Source organism: Mycobacterium sp. IDUB_19, from assembly GCF_055419445.1.
Window position 1 is genome coordinate 42,480 of record NZ_JBVAXR010000035.1, and the last position, 6,430, is coordinate 48,909.

The 6,430-nt window shown below is 64.2% G+C and carries 3 protein-coding genes; all 3 read left to right on the forward strand.

Annotated features, from left to right (window positions below):
- The first annotated feature begins 107 nt into the window (after window positions 1-107).
- Window positions 108-2,735, forward strand: coding sequence for a helix-turn-helix transcriptional regulator (locus ACZY0B_RS22015; protein WP_463766350.1), 2,628 nt, complete (start codon window positions 108-110; stop codon window positions 2,733-2,735).
- A 256-nt stretch (window positions 2,736-2,991) separates the two neighbouring features.
- Entirely contained in the window at window positions 2,992-3,384 is a 393-nt protein-coding gene (locus ACZY0B_RS22020; protein WP_463766351.1) for a hypothetical protein, read from the forward strand.
- Window positions 3,385-3,881: 497 nt separating this feature from the next.
- Window positions 3,882-6,430: helix-turn-helix transcriptional regulator (locus ACZY0B_RS22025; protein ID WP_463766352.1), on the forward strand; the 2,549-nt coding region annotated here is incomplete at its 3' end.

The window sequence follows — 6,430 nt, forward strand, 5'->3', positions numbered from 1 at the left end:
GAGTTGAGGGTAACCGGCGCCTGCGGTGCCGTCGACGCGCGGTTGACAACGAGGCGCGTCGATTTCCGGGCCGATCTACGCTGAAACCTGCTGTATCGTCTTGCAACGTGGCTAAAAGGGATCCGGGTGGTCGGGCCGACGTGCTGCCGGTTCGGGAATGGTTTGTCGGTCGTGAGCGGGAGCTGGATCGGGTTGGTGCCTTGCTGGTGGGGCGGTCGCGTTTGGTGACGTTGACCGGGTCGGGAGGGATCGGGAAGACCAGGATTGCTGAGGAGGCGGTGCGTCGGTTGCGCCGGGCGCGGCGCACACCCGTGTTCATTGTGCGCCTGGCGGGCTTGCCCAAGGGTTCGGATGTCGCGGTGGTGCGGGAAGCGGTCACGGGGTCTGTGCTGGTGGAGGGGTTTGTTGGTGGTTCTGCGTGGGAGGGCGCGGTGCAGCGGCTCTCGCCGCGGGATCGGGGCGGCCGGGTCGTGGACACGGTGCTGGTCATGGATAACTGTGAGCATGTGCTGGCCGGGGTGAGGGCGGTGATCGCGGATTTGTTATATGCGGTGCCGGGGTTGACGATCTTGGCGACCAGCCGCGAACCGGTGGGCTGGGTCGATGAGCAGCTTGAGATGATACCGCCGTTGTCGGCCACCCAGTCGCTGGAATTGTTTCGCCAGCGGGTCCAGCTGACCGACCATCCGATCACCGAGCCGCGCCAGGTGGCGGTGGCTGAGCAGATCTGCGGGCGTATGCATGGGAATCCGCTGTGCATCCGGCTTGCAGCTGCGCGGACGTTCTATGAGCCGTTGCCGATGATCCTTAAGCAGCTCAGTGGCGAATACGACGATGTGCGGATGCGGTGGCAGCATGGACCGCGGGTCGGGTCGGAGGATCGGCACCGCAGCATCACCGACGTGATTGCGTGGTCTTATGAGCTGTGCGGGGACAAGGAGCGGTTGTTGTTTGACCGGTTGTCGGTGTTCGCGCCGGGCTATGACGTCAACCCCGCGGATGCCGGCACGGCTGTGGTCGATGTGGGCGCGGAGTTGGAGGCCATCGAGGTGGTGTGCGCCGACGACGTACCGGTCGGTGGGTGCGATGGTGTGCCGGACGGAAAGTGCGGTGATCAGAGCGCGGTTAGTCTAGCCCGCAGCGAGATTCGTGAGCTGCTCGACAGATTGCTGGAGCAATCGCTGGTCTCGATCCACATCAGCGCCGACTCGGTGCGCTACTACCTGCTGGAGAGCCTTCGCCTGTTCGCTGCCGAGCGCTTGGCCGAGCGGTCCACCGAGGAGAGCGACGAGCCGGCCCGGCTAGCGCGGCGGCACTGTCACTACTACCACGGCAAGGTTCTCAACGCGCGGGTCCAGTGGTTCGGTCCCGCCGAAGAAGAGTTGCTGACCTGGGTGTCTGGGGCGTGGTCGAACATTGGGCGCGCCGTCGATACCAGCATCGCTGCCGGCGAGGCGGCGATCGGGCTGCAAATCGGCGTATGCGTGCTGTCACTACGTGCGTTCTTCCTCATCGGTTCGTTGTCGGAGATCCGACATCGCATCGAGAAAACGCTGGCGGCGATGCAAGCATCGGGACCCGAGCTGGACGAGTTTCAGCTTTTCGCGATGGCCCAGCTCGCGTGGTTGGCCCTGGTCCAGGGGTGTCCTGAGGAGGCCGAAGAGCTATTGGAACGCTGCGTTGCTGCCTGCGGTGTCCAGGCGGCCGACTCAGGGCACTGGCGCGACCGGCCAGAAATCGATATCGGGCTCCCTGTCGTGGTGGATTACGCCTGGGGTGTCGAGCTGATGTGGGCCCGCCGCGATCCTCGCGCCATCGCTGTGCTGGCTCGGGCCCGCGAGAAGTTCCACAACATGCCAGACCCCGGAGGTGAGGCGGTATGCGAGTTCTGCGAGGCCATGGCGGCAGGATTCCACGGATCGGCCGAGCAGGCGCTGAGAATCGGCCAGCGACACTTGCAGCGGACTACCGCTGCCGGTGCAGGGCTGGCTAGGTCGTGGGCCCAGATCGCGTTGGCGATCACACTGACCAAACACGGCGATGCGCGCGAGGCGTTGCAGCTGGGTCGTGACGCACTGGCCTACCTTGTGCCCCAGGGGGATCAGTGGGCCACGACCTGGGTGGTTCACGTTCGTATGTGGTCGTTGGCGCGGCTGATCACCGACCAGAGTGCCGCCGCAAACACTAGTCGCGGCATGCTGGTCAAGCTGGCAACCGAGATCGCCTACCTGGCCGGCGGTGTGAAGGTACAGCGAGCCCGGCTGGGCATGGTGATCGACAGCATGGGGTCCTTCGGTGATGAAACGAGGACTGCGGAGAACATCGCGCGTGAGGTGCTCGGCCAACAAGCCTACGTCGCCGCCGAGAAACGCGGGTCAAGCTTGTCTCCTGGGCGTTTGGAGGTGCAGCGGCTCGCGCTGGGCACCTTGTCGATAGACCCGCCATCCGTCGATCATCCGGCCAGCAAGGGGACATCGCGCTGGCAGACCTTGTCGACGGCCGAACAGGAAGTCGCGATTCTGGCCGCGGCCGGATCGCCCAACAGCGCCATCGGAGTGCGCCGAGGAACCTCGACTCGGACTGTCGATGCGCAAATATCGTCGATATTTCAGAAACTGATGATCAGCTCGCGTGAGGACATTGTTGATTTCGTCCCGCATGACCAGCGGGACCGGGTTTTGGAGGAGCGCTCCCATCTTCCCCGCCAAAGTCGAGACAAACCAAGGTCCATCTGATAACCCAGCGCCGAGCCGACGCCGGTGCTGACGTGGGCGGACACCGTGAGTATTTCGCAACTGAGCGACGTAAACCCAATTGACTTGTACGCGAGCAACTCTCGCGTGGACCGTCCCGGCATGCCCGAAGAGACTGATGTGCCCCGGGGCGGTTCACCCGCGCGACTTATTAGTATCGCCGATACTTGATGTATTGCTCACAGCGAGATGCTGCCGCAACAATGAACCGCGCTGGCCGCAACTGTGCGCGCCTCGAGTGGGCTACTACCTGCTGGAGAGCCTTCGCCTGTTCGCTGAAGAGCGTTTGGCCGAGCGTTCCATCGCGCAGGTCGATGAGCCGGCCCGGCTGGCGCGGCGGCACTGCTACTACTACCGCGACAAGATCCTGCGACCCTTAGCCAAGGGGTTCGGTCCGGCTGAGCAAGAGCTGCTGAACTGGGCGCGTGGTGCGTGGCCGAACATCCAGCGCGCCCTCGACACCGGCATGCAGGTGGCCTGGCGAGGCTGTCGTGGCGCTGCAAATATGTGTCGGGCTGCTGTCACTTCGCGCGCCTTTTTCTTGGGTCTTCACCTGAGATCCGAGGTCGACTCAAGCAGTCTCTGGCGGCGACGCAAGCATTGGAACCCGAGTCGACCGGGCTCCGACTAGCAGCGACCGCCCAGCTCGCATGGTGGCGCTGTTGCAGGGGTGTCCTCAGGAGGCCGAGGAGCTCCTAGAACGCTATGTCGGTGCCTGCGACGCAGATGCGTTCCGCGCAGGGAATTGGCGCGATCGGCCAGAAACCGACATCGGGTTTCCTGCCGTGGTCGACTTCGCCTGGGGTACCGAGCTGCTGTTGGTCCGCCGCGATCCGCGAGCCATCACCGTGTTGGCTCGCGCGCGAGAAGTTCACCGCCATCGCAAACCGCGGCGATGAAGCCGTGAGCGAGCTGTTCGAGGCTCTGGCAGCCCAGTTATCAATTTGTCGGGGAGTACCACTGGTTCTTGGCACGCTGATGCTTGGGATGTCAGACCACGTGTGAGTGCCACTTTCTCGGGCAGTTGGTTGACACATGTTGGGTAGCCGTTGGTGGCATACCTATGGACCGCTATCGTCCCTAGGTATGCCTACGAGTGACCTGGGTGATCCGGCTGGTCTCCCGCCTGTGGGGGGTGGGTTTGTTGGTCGTGAGCGCGAGTTGGATCGGGTGGGTGCGTTGGTGATGGGGCCGGCGCGGTTGGTGACGTTGATCGGGTCGGGGGGGATCGGCAAGACCAGGCTTGCCGAGGAGGCGGCGCGTCGGTTGCACAGGGCTCGGCGCACACCGGTGTTCATTGTGCGTCTGGCGCGTTTGCCCAAGGGTTCGGATGTCGTGGCGGTGCGTGAGGCAGTCGCGGGGTCTGTGTTGGTGGAGGGGTTTGTGGGTGCCTCGGCGTGGGAGGGTGCGGTGCAGCGGCTGTCGGCCCTCGATGGGGCTGGTCGGGTGGTGCAGACGGTGTTGGTGGTGGATAACTGTGAGCATGTGCTGGCTGGTGCGGGGGCGGTGATCGACGATTTGCTGGGTGCGGTGCCGGGGTTGACGGTCTTGGTGACTAGTCGCGAGCCGGTGGGGTGGATTGATGAGCAGTTGGTTACGGTGGGGCCGTTGTCGGCCACGCAGTCGTTGGAGTTGTTTTGTCAGCGCGCCGAGCTGGCCGGTCATCGGATCACCGAGGCCGGTCAGGTCGCGTTGGCTGAGCAGATCTGTGGGCACATGCACGGGCATCCACTGTTTATCCGGTTGGCGGCGGCGCGACGGTTTTATGAGCCGTTGCCGATGATTCTTGAGCAGCTCAGTGGTGAATCCGACGATGCGCGGATGCGCTGGCGTCATGGGCCACGGGTGGGGTCAGAGGATCGGCACCACGCGATCGGTGATGTGATCGCGTGGTCGTATGAGTTGTGCACCGACAAGCAGCGGTTGTTGTTTGACCGGTTGTCGGTCTTCGCCCCGGGCCATGACGTCAACCCCGAGGACGCCGGTGAGGCTGTAGCCGATGTGGGCGCGGAGTTGGAGGCCATCGGAGCGGTGTGTGCCGACGACGTGCCAATCGAGGGCTGCGACGGGGCGCCGCGTCGTGCGGGTGCAGATCAGACTCGCGGAGATGTTGGCCTGGTCCGCACGGAGATCCGTGAACTGCTGGACCGGCTGGTGGAGCAATCGCTGGTCTCGGTACATAGGACAGCCGATACCGTGAACTACTACCTGCTGGAAAGCCTGAGGTTGTTCGCTGCCGAGCGTTTGGCCGAGCGTTCCACGGAGCAGGTCGATGAGTCGGCCCGGCTGGCGCAGCGGCACTACTTTTACTACCGCGACAAGGTCCTTTACGCACAGGCCGAATGGTTCGGTCCCGCCGAACCGGAGCTGGTGACCTGGGCATCTGGGGCGTGGTCGAACATCCGACGCGCCATCGATACCAGCATGGCGGCCGGGGAGCCAGTCGTAGGGCTGCAGATTGCCATTGGCATGCTGTCGCTTCGCGCGCCGTTCCGCCTCGGTTCGTTGCCGGAGATCTGCGGACGCATCGAGCGGACGCTGGCGACGACCAAAGCATCGCAACACCGGGTGCCCGAACTCGAGCTTGCCGCGATGGCCTTGATCGCATGGTTGCTCCTGGTCCAGGGGCGTTCCCAGCATGCCGAAGAGCTTTTGGAACGCTGCGTTGCTGAGTGTGATGCAGATGCGGCCCGCGCGGGGCATTGGCGTGACCAGCCACAAACCGATACGGGGTTGCCTGTTGTGGTCGACTACGCGTGGGGTGTCGAGCTGATGTGGGCACGGGATGCGCGGGCCATCGCTGTGCTGGCTCGTGCCCGGGAGAAGTTTCACGGCATGGCAGATCGCGGCGGCGAGGCGATGAGCGAGATGTTCGAGGCCATGGCCGCCGGACTTTTGGGATCTGCCGAGCAGGCGATGAGCATCTGTCAGCGTCACCTGGAGCGGACCACCGCGGCCGGTGCTGAGATAGCACGGTCGTGGGCCCAGATGGTGTTGGCGATCGCGCTAACCAAACACGGCGATGCGGAAGAGGCGTTGGAGCTGGGTCGCGCTGCGCTCGCCTACTCGTTGCCGACCGGGGATCAATGGGGCCCCAACTGGGTGATCCACATTCGTATGTGGTCGTTGGCGCGACTGATCGCCGACCGGATGGCGGCCGCCGACACCAGGCGCAGCACCGTGGTCCCGTTGGCGAGCGAGGTCGCCTATCTCGCTGGAGGTGTGAAGACCCAGCGAGCCCGGCTGGGTGTGCAGATCGAGAACATGGGCCCGATTTGTGATGAGACGAGCGAGGCCGAGAACATCGCGCGCGAGGTACTCGGGCAAAAAAGCTACGCCGACGCCGAGAAACGCGGGTCGCGGTTGTTTGTCGAGCGCGCCGAGCTGCAGCGCATCGCAGCGGGCACCTTCTCGATAAACACCGATCATCCGGTGACGAAGGGTGCCTCGAGCTGGCAGACCTTGTCGAAGGCTGAACAGGAAGTCGCCATCTTGGCCGCGGCCGGCTGGCCTAACAGCGCCATCGCAGTGCGCCGAGGAACCTCGACGCGTACCACCGACGCGCAAATAGCGTCGATATTTCAGAAACTGATGATCACCTCACGCGAGGACATCGTGGGTTTCGTTCCGCACGACCAGCGCGACCGGGTTTCGGCCGAACGTTCCCACATTCCACG